This is a genomic window from Erwinia persicina (genome assembly GCF_014838825.1).
Lineage (GTDB): Bacteria > Pseudomonadota > Gammaproteobacteria > Enterobacterales > Enterobacteriaceae > Erwinia > Erwinia persicina_A.
In genome coordinates, this window is record NZ_JACYMO010000015.1 from 22,392 (window position 1) to 48,214 (window position 25,823).

A 25,823-nucleotide genomic window follows, 5' to 3' on the forward strand; every position below is an offset into this window, starting at 1 on the left:
GATCAGAGTGAGTTCAGTCCCTGTTTGTGTTTTTTCTCGCTCATCATGGTCATCGCCAGCAGGATCACTGCCAGCACACAGCCGCCGATCATGATGATAAAGCCGCCGTCCCAGCCAAAGTAATCGACGGTGTAACCGACGATAGCGCTGGCGGCAACGGAGCCCCCGAGGTAGCCAAACAGACCGGTGAAGCCAGCGGCGGTACCCGCTGCTTTTTTCGGTGCCAGCTCAAGGGCATGCAGGCCAATCAGCATTACCGGACCATAGATCAGGAAGCCAATCACCATCATGCAGGCCATATCCACGCCAGGATTGCCTGCCGGGTTCATCCAGTACACCACAGTGGCGATGGTCACCAGTACCATAAAGAATACGCCGGTGGCACCACGGTTACCTTTGAAGACCTTATCGGACATCCAGCCACACAGCAGCGTGCCGGGAATACCTGCGTATTCGTAGAAGAAGTAAGCCCACGAGGATTTATCCAGCGTGAAGTGTTTCACTTCTTTCAGGTAGGTCGGTGACCAGTCAAGAATGCCGTAGCGCAGCAGATAAACAAACACGTTGGCCAGGGCGATATACCACAGCAGCTTGTTCGGCAGAATGTACTGCATAAAGATCTGCTTTGCGGTCAGCTCGTTTTCATGTTTCTCATCGTAGTCAGGCGGGTAATCATTTTTATACTCTTCGATCGGTGGCAGGCCACAGGACTGCGGCGTATCACGCATCAGCGCAAAGGCAATAATCGCAATGAGAATGGCCCCGAAGGCAGGCATATACAGCGCCGCTTTCCAGTCGTTAAACCAGGCCATACCCAGCAGGAACAGCAGTGGCGGGATGCCGCCACCGACGTTATGCGCACAGTTCCAGACGGAAACGATGCCGCCGCGTTCTTTCTGTGACCACCAGTGCACCATAGTACGACCGCACGGTGGCCAGCCCATTCCCTGGAACCATCCGCAGAGGAATAACAGAACAAACATCACCATAATGCTGGATGTGGCCCAGGGGACGAAGCCCATAAACAGCATCACGGCAGCGGCCAGGATCAGACCGGCAGGCAGGAAAACGCGTGGGTTGGAGCGATCAGACACCGAACCCATGATGAATTTTGAAAAACCGTAGGCGATAGAGATACCGGACAGCGCAAAGCCCAGATCACCGCGTGAGAAGCCCTGTTCAACCAGGTAGGGCATTGCCAGGGTGAAGTTTTTACGCACCAGATAATAGGCAGCATAACCGAAGAATATCCCCAGAAAGATCTGCCAACGTAGCTTGCGATATAACGGATCAACGCGGCTGTCATCAACGCGGGGCTGATGTGCAGCGGGTTTGAAAAAACTTAACATTTTGGCCTCCCATGGCTCGAAAGTCTGTTATCCGGCTTCGAATGCGCAGATAAAGGAAACATTAACCCGAGTCATCAGGGGTAAATGTTCTATTTCGCGCATAGCGTAGTCGTTATCAGAAAAGCTGACTGTGAAGAAAGGCGCAAATGTTACAGTTTTATGACGGAATGGCTATATCTACATCACAAAATGGTGATTTATTTTCACCATGAAACTATAAAGTGTGATTATAGTCACAAAAGTAATTCCGCACAGTGAGTGTGGCTTTCGTTTGATGAGTGAAAATGTTCTAAAAGGAAGGTGGCGGGTTCGCTGATGAGCGCAAAGATTAACGCCATCAGGTGACGTTAATCTGTCATGAAGAACTTAGACTTTTTTGGCCGGGCGGATTTTCATGGTCAGGCCCTTAAGGAAATTACGCAGGATCTGGTCGCCACACTCACGATAATTTTTATGCCCGGGTTTACGGAAGATCGCACCAATCTCGGACTGTCCAACCGCAAAGTCTGCACTTTTCAGCAGTTCCAGAATATCAGTGGTTTTCAGGTCAAAGGCCACACGCAGCTTCTTCATCAGAATATTGTTGGTCATTTTACGTTCAATTGAAGGCGCGGGGGCATCTTCACTTTTCCCGCGACGCTCAAAAATAAGGCCATTGAGAAAATAACCCATGATGACATCGGGGCAGGGGCGGAAGCCGGCTTCATCCTCTTTTTTCAGGAAGCTGTGTACTTCGGCTTCGGTCACTTCGCTCTCTGCCAGCGCCAGAATGCTTACCACTTTAGCATCGCTTAAATTCAGCATGTAACGCACGCTGCGCAGGACATCGTTATTGGTCATAGGGTCTCTCTGTAGTGAAACAATTGCAGTGCGCGCAGTATAACCCGTCATACCTCAGGCTGCATCTGCGATAGCGGATGGGTCTGACCTGAGCCCTCCTCTCCGCCAGCGCTGCGCTGACGCCGAAAACCTACGGATGGCTGACGGAAGGGTGTGGAATGCCAGGGCGCGAAGCATCGCGCACCCGTGGCAGATGATCGCAGGCGTGCTGGCGGGCAGAACGAATAAAGGCCTCCACGACCGGCTGGCGCTGTTCACCGTCGCGTACTGCAGCGTACAGGCGGCTCCAGAGCCCTTCCCCCAGCGCCTTGGTGACCACCAGTCCCTGATGCTCGAAACTCTCCACTACCCAGTGTGGCAGCGCGGCAATCCCCATCTGCGCTGAAACCATCTGGATCAGCAGCAGCGTATTATCCACGCTTTTCAGCGTCGGGCTGACGCCGGCGGGCTGCAGGAAATGCCGCCAGATATCCAGGCGCTGTCGCTGTACCGGATAGATCAGCAACACTTCCCGGGCCAGGTCCTCGGGGGAAATATGGTCTTTCTGCGCCAGAGGGTGGTCAGGTGCCAGCACCAGGCGTACCTCAAAATCAAACATCGGCGCATAGAACAACCCGCTGCGCGGCAAAATATCCGATGTCAGTACCACATCGAGTTCCCCCTGCTGAAGGGCAGGTTGCGGGTCGAACGTCACCCCCGATTTGAAATCCATCACTACCTGCGGCCAACTCTGGCGGAAATTGTTCAGCGCGGGGGTCAGCCACTGAATGCAGCTATGGCATTCGATCGCGATACGCAGCGTGGTCTGGTGAGGTTCATGGCAGGCCTGCAGCGCCTGCTGGATTTGGGGCAACACCTGCTCCGCCAGCTGCAACAGTATGTCGCCCTGGGGGGTAAAACGCAGAGGCTGGCTTTTACGCACAAACAGCCGGAAACCCAGACGCTGCTCCAGGTCACTGAACTGATGAGATAACGCTGACTGCGTTTGATGCAGCTGAGCCGCTGCTGCGGCAAGCGAACCCGTTGTTCGCAGGGCCTGCAACGTCCGCAGGTGTTTAAGTTCGATCATGAGAGTCCTTCACATCGACGGTGAATATTTTGCGCTTGTGGATAATACAGTACCTGCACAATATAGCGGTGTAAACATCTGGATGGCTAAATGCACTGACTGGTGCAGCATAGGTTAACTAACGAGGCACAACTGATGACGATTCTTAACCATACTCTCGGCTTCCCCCGCGTTGGTCTGCGTCGCGAACTGAAAAAAGCGCAGGAAAGCTACTGGGCAGGCAACAGCTCGCGGGAAGCGCTGCTGGCCACCGGCCGCGAACTGCGTGCCCGCCACTGGCAACAGCAGAAAGACGCCGGCGTTAACCTGCTGCCAGTGGGCGATTTTGCCTGGTACGATCATGTTCTGACCACCAGCCTGCTGCTGGGTAACGTTCCGTCGCGTCATCAGAATAAAGATGGCTCAGTTGACCTTGATACGCTATTCCGGATCGGGCGTGGCCGTGCGCCGACCGGTGAACCGGCGGCAGCGGCAGAAATGACCAAATGGTTTAACACGAACTATCACTATATGGTTCCGGAGTTTGTTCAGGGCCAGCAGTTCAGACTGACCTGGGCCCAGCTGCTGGAGGAAGTGGATGAAGCACTGGCGTTGGGACATAACGTGAAACCCGTTTTGCTTGGTCCGGTGACCTATCTGTGGCTGGGCAAGGTGAAAGGGGACGCTTTTGACCGCCTGAGCCTGCTGAACGATATTCTGCCGGTCTACCAGCAGGTGCTGGCCGAACTGGCTAAGCGGGGTATTGAATGGGTGCAGATCGACGAGCCTGCCCTGGCGCTGGAGCTGCCCCCTGAGTGGCTGGCGGCCTTTAAACCTGCTTACACTGCCCTGCAGGGGGAGACGCGACTGCTGCTGACCACCTACTTTGACAGCATCGGTCAGAACCTCGACACCATTACCGCGCTGCCGGTACAGGGCCTGCACGTTGACCTGGTTCACGGCAAAGACGACATCACGGTACTGAACCGTACGGTGCCGGCAGACTGGGTACTCTCCGTTGGTGTGATTAACGGCCGTAATGTCTGGCGTGCCGACCTGAGCCGCTGGTTTGAGCGCCTGCAGCCGCTGGTGGCCACGCGCAAACAGCTGTGGATCGGATCGTCCTGTTCGCTGCTGCACAGCCCCATTGACCTCAGCGTCGAAACCCGTCTCGATGATGAAGTGAAAAGCTGGTTCGCGTTTGCCCTGCAAAAGTGTGCCGAGCTGTCGCTGTTAAGTAACGCCCTGAATCATAATGATCCTGGCTCCCTGGAAGCCTGGAGCGCGCCGATCCGTGCCCGTCAGCACTCCTCCCGCGTACACAATGCGGCAGTGGGTCAGCGCCTGGCCGCTATTACGGCCCGAGACAGCCAGCGTAACAGCCCCTATCCGGTACGTGCGCATGCCCAGCGCCAGCGTTTTCAGCTGCCAGCCTGGCCCACCACCACTATCGGTTCTTTCCCACAAACCACTGAAATTCGCGGCCTGCGGCTTGATTTTAAACAGGGAAGACTGGACGGCAGCCACTATCGTACCGGCATCGCCAGCCACATCAGACAGGCGATTGCAGAGCAGGAGCGACTGGGGCTGGACGTGCTGGTTCACGGAGAGGCAGAGCGTAACGATATGGTGGAGTATTTTGGTGAAAACCTCGACGGGTTCATCTTCACCCAGAATGGCTGGGTGCAAAGCTACGGTTCACGCTGTGTGAAACCGCCGGTGATTATCGGTGACGTCAGCCGTCCTGACGCGATCACCGTTGAGTGGGCGAAATACGCACAGTCCCTGACTGATAAACCGGTGAAAGGCATGCTGACCGGTCCGGTCACCATTCTGTGCTGGTCGTTCCCTCGCGAAGATGTGTCCCGGGAAACCATTGCTAAACAGATTGCACTGGCGCTGCGTGATGAAGTGGTAGATCTTGAAAACGCCGGCATTGGTATTATTCAGATCGACGAACCGGCCCTGCGCGAAGGGTTACCGCTGCACCGTTCCGACTGGTCTGCCTATCTGGCATGGGCGGTAGACGCCTTCCGCCTCAACGCCGCCGTGGCGAAGGATGACACCCAGATCCACACCCATATGTGTTACTGCGAGTTCAATGACATCATGGAGTCCATTGCCGCCCTGGATGCGGATGTGATCACCATCGAAACCTCACGTTCGGATATGGAACTGCTGGAGTCGTTTGAGGAGTTTGAGTATCCGAATGACATCGGCCCCGGGGTGTACGACATTCACTCGCCGAACGTGCCTGATGTGGCGTGGATGGAAGCACTACTACGCAAGGCCGCACAGCGCATTCCGCCTGAGCGACTGTGGGTGAACCCGGACTGCGGCCTGAAAACCCGCGGCTGGACTGAAACCCGTCAGGCACTGGCCAACATGGTCAAAGCGGCGCACAACCTGCGTAATGCACAGAGCGCATCATTCCCGGTGTTGTGATGGCGGTTATCAACGAGGGGCGCATGGCGCCCCTGTTTTTTTACGCTTTTGGCGCAACGCCATGCTGCTTAAACCAGGCCAGCATACGCTGCCAGCCGTCCTGAGCGGATTCGGCATGGTAGCTCGGGCGATAGTCGGCATTAAAGGCATGGCCGGCATCAGGATAAACGATAATTTCCGCCGTGGCATTGGCCGCCCGCAGTGCCTGGCGCATGGTTTCCACACTCTCCTGCGGAATGCTGTCGTCTTTGCCGCCGTACAGGCCCAGCACCGGGGAGTTAAGATCCACCGCGATATCGACTGGCTGTTTCTGCTGTTTCATGGTTTTTTCACCCACCAGTTTGCCGTACCAGGCTACCGCCGCTTTAAGCTGGGGATTGTGTGCGGCGTACAGCCAGGTAATTCGTCCCCCCCAGCAAAAGCCGGTAGCGGCCATATTGCGCATATCACCGCCATGACGGGATGCCCAGTTGGCAACATGGTCAAGATCGGCCAGCACCTGAGTATCCGGAACCTGACTCACCAGTTCACTGAACAAGGTCGGAATATCGTTATAGTCCGCCGGGTCGCCCTGGCGAAAATAGAGTTCAGGCGCTACCGCAAGGTAACCTTCAGCCGCCAGACGACGGCAGATATCGCGGATATGTTCGTGAACCCCAAAGATCTCCTGAATCACCAGCACCACCGGCAGCAGCCCTTCGGCATGACGCGGTTTTGCATGGAAGGCAGGCATGTTCTCACCCTGGGTCGGAATTGACGTCTCACCCGAAAGAATATCCGCGCTGTCCGTGGTAATCGTAGTGGCGGCAGTGGGAAGCGTGGCTGGCGCGAAGCCGTTATTGTTCTGTTCTTGCGTCGTGTTATCGTCGGTTTTCATTATCCTCTCCATGCGTGCACAAATACGATCGGCATTAAGGGTTTAACTATAGCCCGAAATGCGCCGGGGTCAGACATCACCTCTGGTATCTCTTATCATCAGATCACCCCAAACGACAGGGTCAGGCGTGTGAAAGCGGTCAGGCTGGGTTGTATGATGTGATGGGTGTCACTATTTATAATGTAATCAATGTAATTTTCATTTGTATTGTCGACGCTTATCACATAAAAGTGCGACGGATTTCCTTACAGTAGTCTTAAGTTCATTCTTCCCTCTTCCCGTGACAGGAGTTTCAAATGGCACAGTCTGACGTTTTCCATCTTGGCTTAACTAAAGCCGACCTTCAGGGCGCCACGCTGGCCATCGTGCCGGGTGACCCGGAGCGCGTGAAGAAAATTGCCGCCCTGATGGACAATCCTGTCCACCTGGCCTCACACCGTGAATTCACTACCTGGCGTGCTGAACTGTCTGGCACGCCAGTGATCGTCTGTTCCACCGGCATCGGCGGCCCGTCGACCTCCATTGCGGTGGAGGAACTGGCGCAGTTGGGTGTGCGGACCTTCCTGCGCGTCGGGACCACCGGTGCGATCCAGCCGGGTATTAATGTCGGTGACGTGCTGGTGACCACCGGTTCCGTTCGCCTCGACGGGGCCAGCCTGCACTTTGCTCCACTGGAATTCCCGGCCGTCGCCGACTTTACCTGCACCACGGCGCTGGTGGAGGCCGCGAAAGCGGCGGGTGCCACCACCCATATTGGTATCACCGCCTCGTCGGATACCTTCTATCCGGGCCAGGAACGCTACGACACCTTCTCCGGACGCGTAGTGAGCCGCTTCCAGAACTCAATGAAAGAGTGGCAGCAGATGGGCGTACTGAACTACGAGATGGAGTCTGCAACGCTGCTGACCATGTGCGCCAGCCAGGGCCTGCGCGCCGGGATGGTGGCCGGGGTGATTGTGAACCGCACCCAGCAGGAAATCCCTGATGCGGAAACCATGAAACGTACCGAAAGCGATGCCGTTAAAATCGTCGTCGAGGCCGCACGTCGCCTGATCTGATAGCTTATGCTTTGGCCGTGCTGTGGCACGGCCTTTACTCTCCCGTTTTCCTGCCTCTGAATTCAGATCCCTCTCGATAATTCTGCGTTTACAGACCAGACCGCTGCTTTTTATCTGGACATTCATACAGTGCGCCTCTATTTTTCCCCTGTCAGGGTTTCAGCAGGAGAAGTAAGGTGGATGTATCAATCATTTATGGCGCGGGGATTGGCCTGGTCGGGTTACTGGCTGGCTGGCTGATAGCCGGGATCCGCAGCCAGCAACAGCTGGCGAAGGCCGAAACGGAACGTCGTCTACAGCAGCAGGCAGCTGAACAGGCTCAGTCCGGACTTCAGCGCCAGCAGCAGTTACTGGATGCTCACCTCCACACGCAGAAACAGAATGAACAGGAGCTGCGTCAGCTGCACGGTTCGCTGGCGGCCGCCGGTGAGAAGCTGCATCAGCTCGATCACTGGCGTGGGGAAGCAGAGCAATTGACCCGGGAACTGCGAAATCAGCTGGAAATTAATGCGTCTCAGGAAGCCGAACTGCGGGAAGTCACTATCCGGCTGGAAGAGACGCGGATGGCGGCCGAAGAAAAGCAGCGCCTGTTGGTTAATAGTGAACAACGCCTTAATGCGCAATTTGAAAACCTGGCGAACCGTATCTTTGAGAACAGCGGCCGGCGGGTGGATGAACAAAACCGGCAAAGCCTGCACGGTCTGATCACACCGCTGCGTGAACAGCTGGAGGGTTTCCGCCGTCAGGTACAGGAAGGCTTTGGGCAGGAGGCGCGTGAGCGGCATACCCTCGCGCATGAAATTCGTAACCTGCAACAGCTCAATGCTCAGATGGCACAGGAAGCGATAAACCTGACGAAAGCGCTGAAAGGGGATAACAAAACCCAGGGGAACTGGGGTGAGGTGATCCTTAGCCGGGTACTGGAAGCGTCCGGGCTGCGGGAAGGCCATGAGTATGAAACCCAGGTGAATATTCAGCTTGAACAGAAAGGGCGAATGCAGCCGGATGTGATAGTGCGGCTACCCCAGGGCAAAGATGTGGTGATCGATGCAAAAATGACGCTGGTCGCCTACGAACGCTATTTTAACGGCGAGGACGACGCCGCACGTGAGCTGGCCATTAGCGAGCATATTGCCGCGATACGCGGGCACTTGCGGCTGCTGAGTCGAAAAGATTACCAACAATTACCTGGTTTACGTTCACTGGATTATGTGTTGATGTTTATCCCGGTTGAACCGGCATTCCTGCTGGCCATCGATCGGCAGCCGGAGCTGATCAACGAGGCGCTGAATCAGAATATCATGCTGGTGAGTCCGACCACGCTGCTGGTGGCGCTGCGCACGATTAATAATCTGTGGCGTTATGAACATCAAAGCCGCCACGCCCAGCGTATTGCCGATCGCGCCGCCAGGCTGTATGACAAAATGCGCCTGTTTGTCGATGATATGAGTGCAATCGGTCAGAACCTTGATAAGGCTCAGGACAGCTACCGCCAGGCAATGAAAAAATTGTCGGAAGGGCGCGGTAATCTGATTGCCCAGACCGAAGGGTTCCGTCAGATGGGCGTTGAAGTGAAGCGTCCGATCAACCCCCGGCTGGTGGGGCAGGCGCTGCCTGAAGCTGATGACGAGGGAGACGAGGACGACGACTCGCCTGCTGACAAGCCGGAGTTTGCGGCAGATGCCCTCACTCGCCGCGTCAATGAATAAACCTTCGGCAAGTGCCTGGTCTTCATGACTCTGGTACACTTGGCAAATATTTGATTGTAGAGCAGGCAAAACAAATGGCAGATGAATCAAAGGACACTACCCACTTTGGCTATCGCACGGTTGCGAAAGACGAAAAGGCCGATATGGTGGCTGATGTTTTCCATTCCGTTGCGGCCAAATATGATCTGATGAATGACCTGATGTCATTCGGTATTCACCGTATCTGGAAGCGTTTCACCATTGATTCCAGCGGCGTGCGCCGCGGGCAGCGAGTGCTGGACCTGGCCGGTGGCACGGGCGATCTCACCGCAAAATTCTCGCGTCTGGTGGGGGAAACCGGTGAGGTGGTACTGGCGGATATCAACAGCTCAATGCTGAAGGTGGGCCGCGATAAGCTGCGTAACAAAGGCATTATCGGTAATGTGAATTATGTTCAGGCGAATGCAGAAGCCCTGCCGTTCCCCGATAACTACTTTGACTGTATTACCATTGCGTTCGGCCTGCGTAACGTCACCGAAAAAGAGAAGGCCCTGGCCTCGATGTTTCGCGTGCTTAAGCCAGGCGGGCGTCTGCTGGTGCTGGAGTTCTCCAAGCCGCAGTTCGAACCCCTGAGCAAAGCCTACGATGCTTACTCCTTCCACATTTTGCCGCGCATTGGTGAAATGGTGGCAAAAGACGCCGGCAGCTATCGCTATCTGGCTGAATCCATCCGTATGCATCCCGATCAGGAAACCCTGAAGCAGATGATGATGGATGTGGGCTTTGAAAATACGACGTATCACAATCTGACGGGCGGCATCGTTGCCTTGCACCGCGGATTCAAGTTTTAAGCAGGGAAACGCATGACATTAACGCCGCTATTAACTGCCAGTCTGGAGACCGCGCTCAATCATCTGCTCTACCGCGATCGTGGCCTTAAGGCGGCGCGTCAACGTCTCAATGGTCGCAGTCTGGCCATCTTGCTGGCTGAGCTGAAGCAGCCCCTGATTTTTATTTTCAGTGAACAGCAGGTTGATGTGATAGGTGAGTGGGGTGATACGCCGGACTGTACGGTGAAAACACGCTTTTCTACGCTGTCAAAACTGCGTGACCGTCAGCAACTGACCACGCTGATACGCAGCGGTGAACTCGACGTTGACGGTGATCTCCAGGTGGTGCAGCAGTTTTCCGCGCTCCTTGACCTGGCTGAACTCGATCCTGCCGAATATCTTGCCCCCTGGACCGGCGATATTGCTGCTCAGGGGATGACTCAGTTTGCCCGTCGCGGCTTCAATGCCGTACGCCGTGATGTGCAGCGCAAGCAGAACTACCTGTCACAAACGCTGACTGAAGAGTGGCGTGTGGCACCCGGCTCCCTTGAGCTGGCCTGGTTTGCTGAAGAAGTGGATGCCGTGTCCCGTTCACTGGATGCGCTGGACGCACGCCTTAACCAGATGGAGGCCAAATGACCTTTGGTGAACTGCGTCGTCTTTATCTGATTATTCGGGTTTTCCTCAGCTATGGCCTGGATGAACTGATCCCCAAAATACGCCTCACACTGCCATTACGCTTCGGCCGTAAATGCCTGTTCTGGATGCCTAATCGCCATAAAGACAGGCCACTGGGTGAGCGTTTACGCCTGGCGCTTGAGCAGTTGGGGCCGGTGTGGATTAAGTTTGGTCAGATGATGTCGACCCGGCGCGACCTGTTCCCGCCGCTGATCGCCGATCAACTGGCCATGTTGCAGGATCGTGTTGCGCCATTTGACGGTAAAAAAGCCCTTAAACTGATCGAACAGTCACTGGGTGCGCCGATCGAAACCCAGTTCGACGATTTTAATATCGTCCCGCTGGCCTCCGCCTCCATCGCCCAGGTTCATACCGCCACGCTGAAAGAAAACGGTCGTGAAGTGGTGATCAAAGTGATTCGCCCTGACATTTTACCGGTGATAAAAGCGGATATGCGGCTGATTTATCGCCTGGCACGCTGGGTGCCGCGTTTGCTGCCTGACGGGCGACGTTTGCGGCCACGGGAAGTGGTCGCGGATTACGAAAAGACACTGCTTGATGAACTGAACCTGCTGCGTGAAGCGGCGAATGCGATCCAGCTCAGACGTAACTTTGACAGCAGCCGCATGCTTTACGTGCCGGAAGTGTATTCAGACTACTGCACGGAAAACATGATGGTAATGGAGCGTATTTACGGCATTCCCATTTCCGACGTGGTGACGCTGGAACAGCATGGTGTCAATATGAAACTGCTGGCTGAGCGCGGTGTGCAGGTGTTCTTTACCCAGGTGTTCCGTGACAGCTTCTTCCATGCGGATATGCACCCGGGGAACATTTTTGTCAGCTATGAACACCCGGAAGACCCGCAATATATCGGCATCGACTGCGGCATCGTGGGGTCACTGAACAAAGAAGATAAACGCTACCTGGCTGAAAACTTCATTGCCTTCTTTAATCGTGACTACCGCAAAGTCGCCGAGCTTCACGTTGATTCGGGCTGGGTGCCGCCGGATACCAACGTGGAAGATTTTGAGTTCGCTATACGCACCGTGTGTGAACCTATTTTTGAGAAGCCGCTGGCCGAAATTTCGTTCGGACATGTGCTGCTCAACCTGTTCAATACGGCACGTCGCTTTAATATGGAAGTCCAGCCTCAGCTGGTTTTGCTGCAAAAAACGCTGCTGTATGTTGAGGGCGTCGGTCGCCAGCTCTATCCACAGCTGGATTTGTGGAAGACGGCCAAACCGTTCCTGGAAGACTGGATTAAAGATCAGGTCGGTATCCCTGCCATCGTGCGGGCACTGAAAGAAAAAGCGCCATTCTGGGCGGAAAAACTGCCTGAGCTGCCCGAGCTGTTTTATGACAGCCTGCGTCAGCACAAGCATTTACGGCACAGCGTTGACCGGCTGGCGAACGATCTGAAAGGGGAGCGTGCTAAGCAGCATCAGTCACGTTATCTCTTTGGTGTCGGCGCAACATTGTTGCTCAGTGGGACGGCAATCCTGCTGTCGCGCCCGGAATGGGACGTGTTCTCTGCCGGACTGATGGCCGCAGGCGTTGTTGCCTGGCTGGTTGGCTGGCGCAGAACAAACTGATTGTCATGAAAGGTAAATAGGCAGCTTATTGCGCGGGGGGTGTGGTTTGTACATCGTCAGCACGACATAAGCTGTTATATACTCGAAACTCGCATCAATTATTGATATCAGAGGTAATAATGGGTGGCATTACACTTCCACACTTGTTAATCATCGCCGTACTCGTCGTCCTGCTGTTCGGCACCAAAAAGCTCCGTTCCCTGGGGTCTGATCTCGGTTCGTCCATCAAAGGCTTTAAAAAAGCGATGAGCGATGAAGACGATAAAGAGAAAGACAAAGCGAACGCTAACGATGCTGACTTCAATGCCAAACTGGCTGATCAACAGCATACAGAAGCAAAGAAAGAAGACGTCAAGAACGACAAGGTATAAACCGTGTTCGACATAGGCTTTAGTGAACTGGTACTGGTATTCGTTATTGGCCTGGTCGTACTGGGCCCGCAGCGTTTACCCGTAGCAGTCAGAACGGTGATGGGCTGGATCCGTGCGCTGCGTTCTCTTGCAACCAGCGTTCAGAATGAACTGGCTCAGGAGCTGAAGATTCAGGAGCTGCAGGACGGTCTGAAGAAAATTGAACAGGCCAGCAAAGACAGCCTTTCTCCTGAGCTTAAAGCCTCGGTAGAGGAATTGAAGCAGACGGCCGATTCGATGAAGCGTTCTTACCTGGGCGAAAATGAAAAAGCCGACGATGAAGCGCACACTATCCATAATCCGTTAGTGAAAGATCCGCAGGAATCGCATGATGGTGTGACCCCTGCGGCAGCGGACCACCAGGCCAGTGCGCCAGCACAGGCACCGGTAACGGTCACCCAGTCTGCCTCTTCACCTCCGCCGGAACCTCAGGAGCCGCCAGCGTCCGCCGCTCCGCGTGCATCCGTACCCCCTGGACAACCAAGCGATGAACGATAAACATGGCTGTTGATGATACCCAACCGCTTATCAGTCATCTGATTGAGCTACGTAAGCGCCTGCTGAACAGCATCATCGCTGTTCTGGCCATTTTTTTGTGTCTGGTGTATTTCTCTAACGACATTTACCAGCTTGTCTCGGCCCCGCTGATCAAACAGTTACCTGCCGGGGCCAGCATGATCGCAACGGATGTGGCCTCTCCGTTCTTTACGCCGATTAAGCTGACGATCATTGTTTCACTGTTCCTGTCAGTGCCGGTCATTCTTTACCAGGTCTGGGCCTTTGTCGCCCCTGCGCTGTATCGTCATGAGCGCAAGCTGGTTATGCCACTGCTGTTTTCCAGTTCATTCCTATTCTACCTGGGGATGGCTTTCGCCTACTTTATTGTCTTCCCGCTGGCGTTTAGTTTCTTTTCCAAGACGGCGCCACAGGGTGTACAGATTGCCACCGACATTAATAACTATCTCGATTTTGTGATGACGTTATTTATGGCGTTTGGCGTGTCGTTTGAAGTACCGATTGCTATCGTACTGTTGTGCTGGACGGGGGTCACCACTCCGGAAGACCTGCGTGAGAAACGCCCGTATGTGCTGGTAGGGGCCTTTGTGGTTGGCATGTTGCTGACACCGCCGGATATCTTTTCCCAGACGCTGTTGGCCATTCCGATGTATTGCCTGTTTGAGGTGGGGGTGTTTGTTTCCCGTTTCTACGTTGGCAAAAACCGCCGCGATGAAGATGCAGAGCAGGACGCAGAATCAGAGTAACGTTGCGCGAACGGCTGCCACGGCAGAACAGTTTGAATTGATTAACCGCCCGTCAGGGCGGTTACTGTATGGATGAAACTATGTTTGATATTGGTGTAAACCTGACCAGCACGCAGTTCGCAAAAGATCGTGAAAAGGTGGTTAAACGTGCGCGCGAGGCGGGTGTCACCGGCATGTTAATTACGGGCACCAACGCGCTGGAAAGTCAGCAGGCCCGCAGCCTTGCGCAGCAGCACCCGGACTATTGCTGGTCAACGGCGGGTGTTCATCCTCATCATGCCAGCGAGTGGTCGGCGGAAACTGCCGCCACGCTGCGCCGGCTGGCTGAAAACGATCGGGTTGTTGCCATCGGCGAGTGTGGGCTTGATTTCAACCGCAATTTCTCAGAACCTGACCAGCAGGAATATGCCTTTAATGCTCAGCTGGCGCTGGCGGCCGAGCTGTCGCTGCCGGTGTTCCTACACTGTCGCGAAGCCCATGAACGGTTTATCGCCATTCTGGCTCCCTGGCTGCCTCAGCTGCCTGCTTCTGTGCTGCACTGTTTTACCGGAACGCGCGAGGAGCTGGAGGCCTGTCTGGCGATGGGATTATCCATTGGCATTACCGGCTGGGTATGTGATGAGCGGCGGGGACAGGCGTTGCGGGAGCTGATGCCGTTAATCCCGGCAGATCGTCTGCTGCTGGAAACCGATGCGCCGTGGTTATTGCCAAGAGATATGCATCCACGCCCGGCTTCACGTCGCAATGAACCCTGCTTTTTACCGCATATTGTACAGCAGGTGGCGCTGTTGCGTGGGGAGGATGCCGGTGAGCTGGCAGAACAAACGGCATTAAATGCGCGGAAACTGTTTCGTCTTTAAGCCGGTCAGAGGGGGCACCATTGCTCCCCGATCGCTTTCCGTTACAGCTTCTGGAACTGGCGGTTACCTATGCTGCGTACCACCTGCTTATTGAGCAGGTTCAGCAATAACATTGAGCGGGCTTCACCATCCGGCTCGGTAAATATGGCTTTCAGTCCTTCAAATGCCCCTTCAGTAATAAGCACGGCGTCACCCGGCTGCGGCAGTTCACTGTCGATGACCACATCAACCGGATCGCTCTGCAGGGCGGTAATAACATCCAAAGGTACAGTAGCAGGTTGGTTACCAAAACGGACAAAATGACTGACGCCACGCGTCGCACTAATGGTCGTGGTATGAATGGATTCGGGATCGAATTCAATGAACAGGTAATTAGGGAATAACGGCTCATCCACCCGGGTACGTTTGCCACGCACGGTTTTCTCTAAAGCAATCATCGGGCTCAGGCAGTGTACGGCCTGGCGCTCAAGATGCTCCTTTGCTCGCAGCAGCTGACCTCGTTTGCAGTAAAGTAAATACCAGGATTCCATAACATCGCTTTCCAATTATCTGGTCGATAAGGATATCAAAATCGCTAAGATAGATATAGCGAGATTGGCGGTATCCGTTCGTTTTCACCTGCTGCCTTATTCAACCGGCTGCTGTCGGGATAACTTCAAATTAGCAGTAATTATCGGATCGGGTAATAACCTTTTCGTACCGATAAATAGTGCTTCCCGATCTGCGTTATAGCCACCGGCGGCTCTGATGGCTGAGATCCACCGGCAGCGCGGTCTGGAAGCAGCCTGATTTTTGGCTGTGGCGTAAACCTGGTAACAAAACTACCCCCCTGGCAGAGATCGGCACTATAATGGCCTTCTCACTGACCGTACTGATGGAAAGTCATGAAATACCACGACTTACGCGACTTCCTTTCTCTGCTTGAACAGCGTGGGGAATTAAAACGCATCAAACAAGAGATCGATCCCGATCTGGAAATGACCGAAATTGCCGACCGCACGCTGCGTGCCGGTGGCCCTGCACTGCTGTTTGAGAACCCAAAAGGTTACAGCATGCCGGTTCTGTGTAATCTCTTTGGTACACCGGACCGCGTCGCGATGGGAATGGGCCAGGAGGATGTTAAAGCGCTGCGTGACGTTGGCCGTCTGCTGGCATTCCTTAAAGAGCCTGAACCTCCGCGTGGTTTCCGCGACTTCTTCGATAAAATGCCGCAGTGGAAGCAGGTGCTGAACATGCCGACGAAACGGCTGCGCAGTGCCCCCTGTCAGGAGCAAATCTGGCAGGGAGATGACGTTGATTTAAGCCGTATCCCGGTCATGAAATGCTGGCCGGATGATGCCGCCCCCCTGGTCACATGGGGACTGACCGTCACCCGTGGGCCGCTGAAAGAACGACAGAACCTGGGGATCTACCGTCAGCAGGTGATTGGCAAAAACAAGTTGATCATGCGCTGGCTCTCACACCGTGGCGGTGCGCTGGATTTCCAGGAGTGGTGCCAGCAGCACCCCGGGGAGCGCTTCCCCGTCTCTGTAGCCCTGGGGGCTGACCCGGCGACCATTCTGGCGGCAGTGACGCCGGTGCCCGATACGCTGTCAGAATATGCTTTCGCCGGTCTGCTGCGCGGAACCAAAACGGAAGTGGTGAAGTGCGTTTCCAACGACCTGGAAGTACCCGCCAGCGCGGAAATCGTGTTGGAAGGGTATATTGAACCCGGTGAAATGGCCCCTGAAGGACCCTACGGTGACCACACGGGCTACTATAATGAAGTGGACAGTTTCCCGGTGTTTACCATCACGCATATCACCCAGCGCCGTGATGCGATTTATCATTCGACCTTTACCGGGCGTCCACCGGATGAGCCTGCCGTACTGGGCGTCGCGCTGAATGAAGTCTTTGTGCCGATCCTGCAAAAGCAGTTCCCGGAAATCGTGGATTTCTATCTGCCGCCGGAAGGATGCTCCTATCGGCTTGCGGTTGTGACCATCAAGAAACAGTATGCCGGGCACGCTAAACGCGTCATGATGGGCGTCTGGTCGTTCCTGCGACAGTTTATGTACACCAAATTTGTTATCGTTTGCGATGATGACATTAATGCACGCGACTGGAACGATGTTATCTGGGCAATCACCACGCGAATGGATCCGGCACGTGATACGGTGCTGATAGAAAATACGCCGATTGATTACCTGGATTTTGCGTCGCCGGTCTCTGGCCTTGGCTCAAAAATGGGGCTTGATGCCACCAATAAATGGCCGGGTGAAACCCAGCGCGAGTGGGGTACGCCGATCCGTAAGGATCCTGCCGTCACCGCACGCATTGATGCGATTTGGGATGAGTTAGGCATCTTGAGTGATACACCTGCGCGCTGACGCGCAGGTGGTCAAATGATAATGACGACCCGACAGAGGGAACGCATGACAACCTTAAGCTGTAAAGTGACCTCAGTAGAGGCGATTACCGATACCGTGTACCGCGTAAGACTGATCCCGGAAGCTGATTTCAGCTTTAAAGCGGGTCAATATTTGATGGTCGTGATGGATGAGCGTGACAAGCGTCCATTCTCTCTGGCTTCAACGCCCATGGAAAAAGACATCATTGAGCTGCACATCGGGGCCTCTGAACTGAATCTCTATGCCATGGCGGTGATGGAACGTATTCAACAGCAGCGCGAGATCACCGTCGATATTCCCCACGGTGATGCCTGGCTGCGTGAAGAGAACGACCGCCCGCTGGTTCTGATTGCTGGCGGCACCGGCTTTTCCTACGCGCGCTCTATTCTGCTGACCGCACTGTCGCAGCAGCCCGATCGGCATATTGCGATCTACTGGGGCGGACGGGAGTTGAAGCACCTGTACGATCTGGATGAACTGAATGCGCTGGCGATTAAGCATCCTAACCTGAGTGTCATTCCGGTGGTTGAACAACCTGAAGAGGGGTTCACCGGTCGTAACGGTACGGTTCTGACCGCCGTAATGCAGGATTATGGCTCTCTGGCCGATCACGATATCTATATTGCGGGTCGTTTCGAGATGGCAAAAATTGCCCGTGAGCGCTTCTGTGCTGAACGGGGTGCGCAGGAAGCCCGTATGTTTGGCGATGCGTTTGCCTTTATCTGACCGTCAGGGGCAGTCCCGCTGCCCCTGCGTTTCTTGTCAGCAAAAAAACCGCCCCTGACAGGCGGTAATAACATGCAATAGTACTTCCAGATCAACGTATTAAACCCGTTCGAATACGGTAGCGATCCCCTGTCCCAGCCCAATGCACATGGTCGCCAGACCGAACTGGGCATCCTTCCTTTCCATCAGATTGAGCAGGGTGGTACTGATACGTGCCCCGGAACAGCCCAGTGGATGGCCCAGCGCGATGGCTCCGCCGTTCAGATTGACCTTCTCGTCAAGTTTCTCCATCAGCCCCAGGTCTTTAATGCACGGCAGGGTCTGCGCGGCAAAAGCCTCATTCAGTTCGAAGACTCCGATATCGCTGATAGTCAGACCGGCACGTTTTAATGCAAGCTGTGAAGCCGGAACCGGTCCATATCCCATAATGGAGGGATCGCAGCCCACGACGGCCATGGCGCGGATCCGTGCGCGGGCCTTCAGGCCCAGCTCCTGCGCTAACGACTCACTCATCACCAGCATCGCTGCGGCACCGTCGGAAAGGGCTGAACTTGTCCCTGCAGTCACGGTCCCTCTGACTGGATCAAAGGCCGGACGCAGTGCTGCCAGGCTCTCTACCGTCGTATCCGGACGGATCACCTCATCGGTGTCATAGCGTTTCAACACGCCGTCGGCATCGTGACCTGACACCGGTACGATCTCGCGGGCAAAGTGCCCGGCTTCCGTCGCAGCCCATGCCCGCTGATGCGAGCGCGCTGCAAACTGATCCTGCATTTCCCGACTGATACCGTGAATTTTCGCCAGCATTTCAGCCGTCAGGCCCATCATACCTGCGGCCTTCGCCACGCTGCGGCTCAGACCGGGGTGAAAGTCCACGCCGTGGTTCATCGGGACGTGTCCCATATGCTCAACGCCGCCAATCAGGCAGGAACGGGCATCACCCACCATAATCGCACGGGCAGCGTCGTGCAGTGCCTGCATCGACGAGCCGCACAGGCGGTTGACCGTCGTTGCAGGCACGCTGTGGGGGATTTCTGCCAGCAGTGCGGCGTTACGGGCAATATTAAAGCCCTGCTCCAGTGTTTGCTGTACACAGCCCCAGTAAATATCATCCAGGGCTGCGGCATTCAGCGCCGGGTTACGGCTCAGCAGGCTGCGCATTAAATGGGCAGAGAGATCTTCCGCCCGTACATGACGAAACGCACCGCCTTTTGATCGTCCCATCGGCGTACGGATGGCATCAACGATGACAACTTTTTCCATTTTTTTTTCCTCACGCCGTTTTCAGAGATAAATCGTCGAGCGGGGCTGCCAGGGGATACCAGCTTCCCCCCTGTGCCGCTTTTTCGCGTAATGTGTCCGGTACCTGATAAAGCGCACCAAGAGAGGTAAAAGGTTCGGTCATGGCGACAAATGTTGCACTCCCGAGCATGTCGAGATAGCGGAATGCTCCTCCATGGAACGGCGGGAACCCCAGACCATAGACCAGCGCCATATCGGCTTCTGCCGGACTGGCAATCACCCCTTCCTCCAGACAGCGAACCACTTCGTTGATCATCGGGATCATCATGCGGGCGATAATTTCCTCATCGCTGAAGATCCGCTTGGGCTGACAGACGCCTTCCAGCAGGCGGTCGGTCTCCGCGTCGGCGACTTTTTTTGCCTTGCCTTTGGCATCGGTTTCCCAGCGCCAGAAACCCTGCTGATTTTTCTGGCCGAAACGTTTAGCGTCAAACAGTACGTCGACAGCATCACGGTAAGCTTTCTGCATACGATCTGGATAACCTTCCGCCATCACTTGCTGAGCGTGATGCGCCGTATCAATACCCACGACGTCCAGCAGCCAGGAAGGGCCCATTGGCCAGCCAAACTGTTTTTCCATCACTTTATCAATCTGGCGGAAGTCCGCCCCGTCGCGCAGCAGCAGACTGAAGCCGGCGAAGTAGGGGAACAGCACGCGATTGACAAAGAATCCCGGGCAGTCGTTGACCACAATGGGCGTTTTCCCCATTTTGCTGGCCCAGGCCACCACTTTGGCAATGGTGGACCCGGCGGTTTTCTCCCCACGGATCACCTCAACCAGCGGCATACGCGGCACAGGATTAAAGAAGTGCATCCCGCAGAAGTTTTCCGGGCGGGTTAATGCCTTGGCTAACTGGCTAATGGGGATGGTTGAGGTGTTCGAGGCCAGGATAGCATCGGGTCGGATGTGGCTTTCTGCTTCCGCCAGCACGGCGGCTTTAATCTGTGGATTTTCCACTACCGCTTCGACCACCACATCGACACCCTCAAAGCCAGCATAGTGCAGGGTGGGTTGGATCGTGCCAATCACGCCAGCCAGCTTCATCCCGTCGATCTTGCCGCGCGTCAGCTGCCTGTTCAGCAATTTAGCGGCCTCGCCCATTCCCAGCGCCAGTGATTGCTCACTGATGTCTTTCAGGATAACCGGTACGCCTTTCCAGGCTGACTGGTAGGCAATACCGCCCCCCATAATCCCTGCACCCAGCACGGCGGCCCGTTTCGGTGTTTCCACATCGCGGGTGAGTTTTTTTGCGCTGGCTTTGACGGCCTGATCGTTAAGGAAAATACCTACCAGCGCACGCGCCACACTGGAGCGTGCCAGTGGCACAAAGGCCGCCGTTTCCAGTCTCAGGGCTTCGTCTCGGCCCAGACGGGCAGCAGCTTCAATGGTTTTGACGGCAGTCACGGGAGCCGGATAGTGTTTTCCGGCGGTCTGCATCACCATCGCCGTGGCTGTCGTGAAGCTCATGGCGGCTTCAATTTTGCTCAGTTTTAACGGTTCCAGCTTTGGCTGGCGGCGCTCACGCCACGGTTGCCTGCCTGAAATGGCCTCTTTCAATACGGACAGTGCCGCCGCCTGCAGCTTATCTGCCACCACAACGGCATCGACCAGTCCTACTTTCAACGCCTCAGAGCCATCGATATCCTTACCGGCGGCAATAATTTCCAGTGCGCTGTCAGCGCCCAACAGACGGGGAAGACGAACCGAGCCGCCAAAGCCTGGCATAATGCCGAGTTTCGTCTCTGGCAGACCAATGCGTGCATCAGGGGTCGCAATGCGGAAGTCCGTTGCCAGTACGCATTCACAACCGCCACCCAGCGCATAGCCGCTGATGGCAGAAACGGTGGGAACCGGCAGGTCTTCCAGGCGGTTGAAGATGCTGTTGGCATAGGTCAGCCACTGGGCCAGTTTTTCCTCACTGGCCGTAAACAGCGAAAGAAACTCGGTAATATCGGCCCCGACAATAAACGCAGGCTTACGCGAACTCAGTAGTACACCGCGCAGCCCGGGCTGCTGTTCCAGCACAGAGAGGGCTTCACCGAGGCTGGCCACTGTCTTTGTATCCAGCTTGTTCACCGAGCCGGGCGCGTCAAATACCAGTTCGGCAATGCCGTCTTCCAGCCAGTCGAGGGAAAGGGTTTCGCCTTGGTAGAGCATGTCTGTCTCCTGAGCTGCGATAAAAGGGATCTGGTCATACCAGATGATCGTGAGTGTGGAAGCCGTGTTAATTATTTGCAAACGATACGTTGTCGATTTGCAAACAAGATCACAACTGCGGCAAAACGCCATCCCCCTGCAGGCTGTGATAAGATGCCGACAATTTCGTGATATCGGAGGCAGGATAATGGAGTCACTGGTTACGCTTTATCAGCAGCATGTGAATACGTTACAGCAGCGCGCTCAGCAGGTGCTGGCACGGCACAATCTTGATGCCATGCTGATTCATTCCGGGGAATTACTGACGGTATTTCTCGACGATCACACCTATCCGTTTAAGGTCAATCCGCAGTTTAAGGCGTGGGTGCCGGTGACTCAGGTACCGAATTGCTGGTTGTGGATCGATGGCGTGAATAAACCCAGGCTCTGGTTCTATTCACCGGTTGATTACTGGCATAACGTCGAGCCGTTACCTCACAGTTTCTGGACCGGTGAAATCGACATTATTGCACTGAAAAACGCGGATGATATTGCACAGCAGCTTCCTGCGCAGCGGCAGAACGTTGCGTATATCGGTCCGGTCCCTGCGCGAGCGACTCAGCTTGGGCTAAAGGCCGAGGCGATTAACCCGCAGGGCGTGATCGACTTCCTGCACTATCATCGCGCTTATAAAACCGGTTACGAGCTGTACTGTATGCGTCAGGCGCAAAAGACGGCCGTGACCGGCCACCGTGCCGCGAAGGAAGCTTTTCTGTCCGGGATGAGCGAGTTCGATATTAATGTTGCTTATCTCAGTGCCACCGGCCACCGGGATACGGATGTCCCCTACGGTAATATCATTGCTCTTAATGAACATGCGGCGGTATTGCACTACACCCGGCTTGACCATCAACCTCCCGAGCAGAGTCGTAGCTTCCTGATCGACGCCGGGGCCGAATATAACGGCTATGCTGCTGACCTGACCCGTACCTATGCGGCCAGTGATAAAAGTGAATATGCGCAGCTTATCCGCGATATGAACGCCGAAGAGCTTGCGTTAATCGCCACCCTGAAAGCGGGTGTGCGCTATACCGAGTATCATCAGCAGATGCACTATCGTATTGCCAGCCTGCTGCTGAAGCACCAACTGGTGCAGGGAATGAGTGCAGAAGCGATGGTTAAAGAGGATCTTACCGGGCCGTTTATGCCACACGGTATTGGCCATCCGCTGGGGCTTCAGGTACACGATGTCGCAGGCTTTATGCAGGACGACAGGGGAACCCATCTGGCGGCTCCCGCGCAGTATCCGTATCTGCGCTGTACCCGAATGCTGGAGCCTGGCATGGTGCTGACGATTGAACCGGGTATTTACTTTATCGACTCTCTGCTGGCACCGTGGCGTTCTGGTAAGTTCAGCCAGCACTTTGACTGGGCAAAAATTGATGCTCTTAAGCCTTACGGCGGGATTCGAATCGAAGATAACGTGGTGATCCAGGCTAACGGCGTGGAAAACATGACGCGCGATCTGCATCTGGACTGATGGACGCTTACGACATTCCTGCTGAGGACTTTAGCTTCAGCGAAGAGATAAAAAAAAGCCGCTTTATCACGCTGCTCGCGCATACAGAAGGCGTGGAGGCAGCGAGGGGCTTCGTTCAGCAGGTTAAACAACAGCATCCCACGGCCCGGCATCATTGCTGGGCTTTTGTGGCCGGCGCACCGGATGATTCGCAACAGCTTGGGTTCTCCGATGACGGGGAACCTTCGGGTACGGCGGGTAAGCCCATGCTGGCCCAACTGATGGGCAACAACATTGGCGAAATTACGGCGGTGGTCGTGCGCTATTATGGTGGCATCCAGTTGGGTACCGGTGGGCTGGTCAAAGCCTATGGCGGTGGGGTACAGCAGGCGCTGCGTTTACTGCCCCGCAAAATTAAAGTTCCCATGCTGCCTTTTAGCCTCGTCTGTGATTATGCTCAGTTGGGGGAGATTGAACGTATGGTGGCGCGTTTCGACGGCCAGGTACTCAATACGGATTTTTTGCAGAATATAACGCTTCACCTTGCCTTACCTCATGCACAGGTGGCCGGGTTCAGACAAAATCTGTCAGACTTTAGCCGGGGCGCTTTGCAGTTAGCCTCGCTCAAATAACACTTCATGTCAGGAAAGGAACGGCAGAATGCATTTTCGCGCCATCACCCGCATAGTGGGTTTACTGGTCATCTTGTTCTCAGGCACCATGATCGTGCCCGGGCTGGTGGCATTGATTTACCGCGATGGTGCAGGGCGAGCATTTACTCAGACGTTTTTCATGGCACTGATGATTGGCACCTTGCTGTGGTGGCCGAATCGTAAAAAGAAAAGTGAGCTGAAGCCAAGAGAAGGATTCCTGATTGTCGTGCTGTTCTGGACGGTACTGGGCAGCGTGGGTGCCATGCCGTTCATTTTTTCTGAGCAGCCTAACTTGTCCATTACGGATGCGTTCTTTGAGTCTTTCTCCGGCCTGACAACGACCGGAGCGACCACGCTGGTGGGACTGGACTCATTGCCAAAGGCAATTCTGTTTTACCGGCAGATGCTGCAATGGCTCGGTGGGATGGGGATCATTGTGCTGGCCGTGGCGATTTTGCCTATTCTGGGCGTCGGCGGAATGCAGCTTTATCGTGCTGAAATGCCCGGGCCGCTGAAGGATAACAAGATGCGGCCGCGTATTGCGGAAACGGCGAAAACCCTCTGGCTGATCTATGTCCTGCTGACGGTCGCCTGTGCGCTGGCTCTGTGGATGGCAGGCATGCCGATGTTTGATGCGATTGGGCACAGTTTCTCGACCATTGCCATAGGGGGGTTTTCCACCCATGACGCCAGCGTAGGCTACTTCAACAGCCCCACTATTAATACCATCATCGCGGTTTTCCTGCTGATTTCCGGCTGTAACTATGGCCTGCACTTCTCACTGCTGAGCGGACGCAGTCTGCGCGTCTACTGGCGCGATCCTGAATTTCGCATGTTTATTGGGGTGCAGATTACGCTGGTGATCATCTGTACGCTGGTACTGTGGTTCCACAATGTCTACAAGACCGGAATGGAAACGCTTAACCAGGCCTTCTTCCAGGTGGTCTCGATGGCGACGACGGCGGGCTTTACGACTGACAGTATTGCCCGCTGGCCACTCTTCCTTCCGGTATTGTTACTCTGTTCGGCCTTTATTGGCGGCTGTGCGGGCTCGACCGGCGGTGGTCTGAAGGTGATCCGTATTCTACTGTTATTTAAGCAGGGGTCGCGTGAGCTGAAGAGACTGGTCCATCCAAATGCGGTTTACACGATTAAATTGGGTAACCGTGCCTTACCTGAACGTATTCTCGAAGCCGTGTGGGGGTTCTTCTCTGCCTATGCACTGGTCTTTATTCTCAGCATGCTGGCGATCATCGCCACTGGCGTTGATGACTTCTCCGCATTTGCTGCCGTTGCAGCAACGCTGAATAACCTTGGGCCAGGACTTGGGGTGGTAGCAGACAACTTTACGTCAATGAATGATACTGCCAAATGGATACTGATTTTGACGATGCTGTTCGGGCGTCTTGAAGTCTTCACCTTGTTAGTTCTGTTTACGCCAACTTTCTGGCGTGAATGAGTGAGAGTGCAACAATGAAAGCATTAATCCTTTTTTCCAGCCGTGATGGTCAGACCCGCGAAATCGCCTTCTATATTGCTAACCAGCTGAAGGAGGTGCGGGAGTGTGATGTGTTCGATATCCAGCTGGTTAACGAGATTGACTGGTCACAGTACGATCGGGTGCTCATTGGTGCTTCTATTCGTTATGGTCACTTCCAACCAGCGGTAGCGAAATTTGTCAAAACACATCTTACGTCGTTGCAGCAGCGCGTTAGTGGTTTTTACTCTGTCAATCTGACCGCTCGTAAACCCGAGAAGCGTACCCCTCAGACAAATGCTTATACGCGTAAGTTTCTTTTGCAGTCTCCGTGGGAACCGGACTGCTGTGCCGTATTCGCCGGTGCGCTGCGCTATCCGCGTTACGGCTTCTTTGACCGTTTCATGATCAAGCTGATTATGCGTATGACTAAAGGTGAAACGGATACCAGTAAAGAAGTTGAGTATACCGACTGGCAGCAGGTTGCCCGTTTTGCTCATGAATTTGCTGATTTCCCAGGCAAATTGTCGTAAAAAAAGACGCTTCGCTGAAAAATAACGCGCCCAGTCATTTTTTTGCAATAAACCCTTGTCACCTGTCCAGAACTCCCTATAATGCGCAACCACTGAGACGGCACAACGGCTTACAGGCCAGCGGCTCAGGAGGTTCAGGAAGTCTC

General features: G+C 54.8%; 23 protein-coding genes. 16 read left to right on the plus strand and 7 right to left on the minus strand.

All coding sequences use genetic code 11. From position 1 onward, the window contains the following. Positions 1-2: 2 nt before the first annotated feature. The 3 genes from glpT to metR all read right to left on the minus strand — a co-directional run bounded on the left by glpT (position 3) and on the right by metR (position 3,258). Positions 3-1,349 carry a glycerol-3-phosphate transporter gene (glpT, locus tag IFU29_RS21215; protein ID WP_191935658.1) on the minus strand — a complete coding sequence of 449 codons (1,347 nt, stop codon included), beginning with the start codon at positions 1,347-1,349 and terminating at the stop codon, positions 3-5. Positions 1,350-1,715: 366 nt separating this feature from the next. Beyond that, the gene (locus IFU29_RS21220) at positions 1,716-2,189 is read right to left on the minus strand and encodes a DUF1456 family protein (RefSeq protein WP_191935659.1); all 474 of its coding nucleotides are present in this window, start codon (positions 2,187-2,189) and stop codon (positions 1,716-1,718) included. 130 nt (positions 2,190-2,319) lie between these two features. Next, a complete protein-coding gene (gene metR, locus IFU29_RS21225) occupies positions 2,320-3,258 on the minus strand; it encodes an HTH-type transcriptional regulator MetR (RefSeq protein WP_191935660.1) in 939 nt (312 codons plus the stop codon). Between the two features lie 135 nt (positions 3,259-3,393). On the opposite strand from metR, the gene metE reads away from it, so the two are divergent. Continuing rightward, positions 3,394-5,682, plus strand: a complete 2,289-nt coding sequence (gene metE / locus IFU29_RS21230) for a 5-methyltetrahydropteroyltriglutamate--homocysteine S-methyltransferase (RefSeq protein ID WP_191935661.1) — start codon at positions 3,394-3,396, stop codon at positions 5,680-5,682. A 40-nt stretch (positions 5,683-5,722) separates the two neighbouring features. Here the strand turns inward: metE and IFU29_RS21235 are convergent, their stop codons facing one another. Beyond that, on the minus strand, positions 5,723-6,559 hold the full coding sequence (locus IFU29_RS21235) for a dienelactone hydrolase family protein (protein ID WP_062748643.1): 837 nt from the start codon (positions 6,557-6,559) through the stop codon (positions 5,723-5,725). 296 nt (positions 6,560-6,855) lie between these two features. Between IFU29_RS21235 and udp the strand changes: the two genes are divergently transcribed. The 9 genes from udp to tatD all read left to right on the plus strand — a co-directional run bounded on the left by udp (position 6,856) and on the right by tatD (position 14,940). Further along, positions 6,856-7,617, plus strand: a complete 762-nt coding sequence (gene udp, locus IFU29_RS21240) for a uridine phosphorylase (RefSeq protein ID WP_062748645.1) — start codon at positions 6,856-6,858, stop codon at positions 7,615-7,617. Between the two features lie 176 nt (positions 7,618-7,793). Next, positions 7,794-9,326 carry a DNA recombination protein RmuC gene (gene rmuC / locus IFU29_RS21245; RefSeq protein ID WP_191935662.1) on the plus strand — a complete coding sequence of 511 codons (1,533 nt, stop codon included), beginning with the start codon at positions 7,794-7,796 and terminating at the stop codon, positions 9,324-9,326. 74 nt (positions 9,327-9,400) lie between these two features. Then, positions 9,401-10,156, plus strand: coding sequence for a bifunctional demethylmenaquinone methyltransferase/2-methoxy-6-polyprenyl-1,4-benzoquinol methylase UbiE (gene ubiE, locus IFU29_RS21250; RefSeq protein WP_062748649.1), 756 nt, complete (start codon positions 9,401-9,403; stop codon positions 10,154-10,156). Positions 10,157-10,168: 12 nt separating this feature from the next. Beyond that, positions 10,169-10,774 (plus strand): ubiquinone biosynthesis protein UbiJ, encoded by a 606-nt coding sequence (ubiJ, locus tag IFU29_RS21255; RefSeq protein WP_191935663.1) that lies wholly within the window; start codon positions 10,169-10,171, stop codon positions 10,772-10,774. Then, positions 10,771-12,408, plus strand: a complete 1,638-nt coding sequence (gene ubiB, locus IFU29_RS21260; RefSeq protein ID WP_062748654.1) for a ubiquinone biosynthesis regulatory protein kinase UbiB — start codon at positions 10,771-10,773, stop codon at positions 12,406-12,408. The genes ubiJ and ubiB overlap by 4 nt, the downstream gene beginning before the upstream one ends. Positions 12,409-12,527: 119 nt before the next feature. Continuing rightward, complete coding sequence (gene tatA / locus IFU29_RS21265; protein WP_062748656.1) at positions 12,528-12,779, plus strand: twin-arginine translocase TatA/TatE family subunit; 252 nt, start codon at positions 12,528-12,530, stop codon at positions 12,777-12,779. Between the two features lie 3 nt (positions 12,780-12,782). Beyond that, positions 12,783-13,316, plus strand: coding sequence for a Sec-independent protein translocase protein TatB (gene tatB / locus IFU29_RS21270; protein WP_191935664.1), 534 nt, complete (start codon positions 12,783-12,785; stop codon positions 13,314-13,316). Positions 13,317-13,318: 2 nt separating this feature from the next. Next, positions 13,319-14,080 carry a Sec-independent protein translocase subunit TatC gene (tatC, locus tag IFU29_RS21275; RefSeq protein WP_062748661.1) on the plus strand — a complete coding sequence of 254 codons (762 nt, stop codon included), beginning with the start codon at positions 13,319-13,321 and terminating at the stop codon, positions 14,078-14,080. Positions 14,081-14,160: 80 nt separating this feature from the next. Further along, complete coding sequence (tatD, locus tag IFU29_RS21280) at positions 14,161-14,940, plus strand: 3'-5' ssDNA/RNA exonuclease TatD (RefSeq protein ID WP_191935674.1); 780 nt, start codon at positions 14,161-14,163, stop codon at positions 14,938-14,940. Between the two features lie 41 nt (positions 14,941-14,981). Here tatD and rfaH read toward each other — a convergent pair whose 3' ends face one another. After that, positions 14,982-15,470: a transcription/translation regulatory transformer protein RfaH gene (gene rfaH / locus IFU29_RS21285; protein ID WP_191935665.1), complete on the minus strand. Its 489-nt coding sequence runs from the start codon at positions 15,468-15,470 to the stop codon at positions 14,982-14,984. A 354-nt stretch (positions 15,471-15,824) separates the two neighbouring features. Between rfaH and ubiD the strand changes: the two genes are divergently transcribed. Beyond that, positions 15,825-17,309 (plus strand): 4-hydroxy-3-polyprenylbenzoate decarboxylase, encoded by a 1,485-nt coding sequence (ubiD, locus tag IFU29_RS21290; RefSeq protein WP_062748669.1) that lies wholly within the window; start codon positions 15,825-15,827, stop codon positions 17,307-17,309. 45 nt (positions 17,310-17,354) lie between these two features. Then, on the plus strand, positions 17,355-18,056 hold the full coding sequence (gene fre / locus IFU29_RS21295) for an NAD(P)H-flavin reductase (protein WP_191935666.1): 702 nt from the start codon (positions 17,355-17,357) through the stop codon (positions 18,054-18,056). Positions 18,057-18,155: 99 nt separating this feature from the next. Here fre and fadA read toward each other — a convergent pair whose 3' ends face one another. Together fadA and fadB are read right to left on the minus strand one after the other, a co-directional pair. Beyond that, positions 18,156-19,319, minus strand: a complete 1,164-nt coding sequence (fadA, locus tag IFU29_RS21300) for an acetyl-CoA C-acyltransferase FadA (protein WP_191935667.1) — start codon at positions 19,317-19,319, stop codon at positions 18,156-18,158. A 10-nt stretch (positions 19,320-19,329) separates the two neighbouring features. Continuing rightward, positions 19,330-21,516 carry a fatty acid oxidation complex subunit alpha FadB gene (fadB, locus tag IFU29_RS21305; RefSeq protein ID WP_191935668.1) on the minus strand — a complete coding sequence of 729 codons (2,187 nt, stop codon included), beginning with the start codon at positions 21,514-21,516 and terminating at the stop codon, positions 19,330-19,332. Positions 21,517-21,703: 187 nt separating this feature from the next. Between fadB and pepQ the strand changes: the two genes are divergently transcribed. Genes pepQ through hemG form a run of 4 tightly spaced genes read left to right on the plus strand, consistent with a single transcriptional unit; the run spans position 21,704 to position 25,677 of the window. Beyond that, the gene (pepQ, locus tag IFU29_RS21310) at positions 21,704-23,035 is read left to right on the plus strand and encodes a Xaa-Pro dipeptidase (protein WP_191935669.1); all 1,332 of its coding nucleotides are present in this window, start codon (positions 21,704-21,706) and stop codon (positions 23,033-23,035) included. Further along, positions 23,035-23,646, plus strand: a complete 612-nt coding sequence (locus IFU29_RS21315; protein ID WP_191935670.1) for an IMPACT family protein — start codon at positions 23,035-23,037, stop codon at positions 23,644-23,646. The genes pepQ and IFU29_RS21315 overlap by 1 nt, the downstream gene beginning before the upstream one ends. 28 nt (positions 23,647-23,674) lie before the next feature. Next, positions 23,675-25,126 (plus strand): Trk system potassium transporter TrkH, encoded by a 1,452-nt coding sequence (gene trkH / locus IFU29_RS21320; RefSeq protein WP_191935671.1) that lies wholly within the window; start codon positions 23,675-23,677, stop codon positions 25,124-25,126. A gap of 14 nt (positions 25,127-25,140) precedes the next feature. Next, entirely contained in the window at positions 25,141-25,677 is a 537-nt protein-coding gene (gene hemG, locus IFU29_RS21325) for a menaquinone-dependent protoporphyrinogen IX dehydrogenase (protein WP_191935672.1), read from the plus strand. Positions 25,678-25,823 lie beyond the last annotated feature (146 nt).